The organism is Nonomuraea sp. NPDC050663 (assembly GCF_044456985.1).
Taxonomy (GTDB): domain Bacteria; phylum Actinomycetota; class Actinomycetes; order Streptosporangiales; family Streptosporangiaceae; genus Nonomuraea.
The window spans coordinates 1-1045 of sequence record NZ_JBITGL010000052.1; the positions used below are offsets into that span (position 1 = coordinate 1).

At 57.5% G+C, this 1045-nt stretch carries 1 rRNA gene; it reads left to right on the plus strand.

Going from position 1 to position 1045, the window contains the following annotated elements:
- Window positions 1-1045 (plus strand): 23S ribosomal RNA (locus ACIBH1_RS49075); the annotation flags it as partial.

Genomic DNA, 1045 nt, shown 5'->3' on the forward strand with positions numbered 1-1045 from the left:
TGTGATGTGACTGCGTGCCTTTTGAAGAATGAGCCTGCGAGTTATGGTGTGTGGCGAGGTTAACCCGTGTGGGGGAGCCGTAGCGAAAGCGAGTCTGAAGAGGGCGTTTGAGTCGCATGCTGTAGACCCGAAGCGGAGTGATCTAGGCATGGGCAGGTTGAAGCGCGGGTAAGACCGCGTGGAGGACCGAACCCACCAGGGTTGAAAACCTGGGGGATGACCTGTGTTTAGGGGTGAAAGGCCAATCAAACTCCGTGATAGCTGGTTCTCCCCGAAATGCATTTAGGTGCAGCGTCACGTGTTTCTTGCCGGAGGTAGAGCACTGGATGGCCGATGGGCCCGACAAGGTTACTGACGTCAGCCAAACTCCGAATGCCGGTAAGTGAGAGCGTGGCAGTGAGACTGTGGGGGATAAGCTCCATGGTCGAGAGGGAAACAGCCCAGATCACCGACTAAGGCCCCTAAGCGTGTGCTAAGTGGGAAAGGATGTGGAGTCGCAGAGACAACCAGGAGGTTGGCTTAGAAGCAGCCACCCTTGAAAGAGTGCGTAATAGCTCACTGGTCAAGTGATTCCGCGCCGACAATGTAGCGGGGCTCAAGTACACCGCCGAAGTCGTGGCATTCAGTCCTATGCGGACTGGATGGGTAGGGGAGCGTCGTGCAGCCGGCGAAGCAGCAGAGTGATCTAGTTGTGGAGGCTGTGCGAGTGAGAATGCAGGCATGAGTAGCGAATCGAGGGTGAGAAACCCTCGCGCCGGATGACCAAGGGTTCCTGGGCCAGGCTAATCCGCCCAGGGTAAGTCGGGACCTAAGGCGAGGCCGACAGGCGTAGTCGATGGACAACGGGTTGATATTCCCGTACCCGCTTCAATGCGCCCATATCGAACCCTCCGATGCTAAGGGTCCTTAAGTCCCTCAGATGTCCCTTCGGGGGCTATGGGGTGAGGCTGAACGCCCGAACCGAAGAGGTAGTAGGTAAGCGATGGGGTGACGCAGGAAGGTAGTCCAACCCAGGCGATGGTTGTCCTGGGGTAAGCATGTAGGG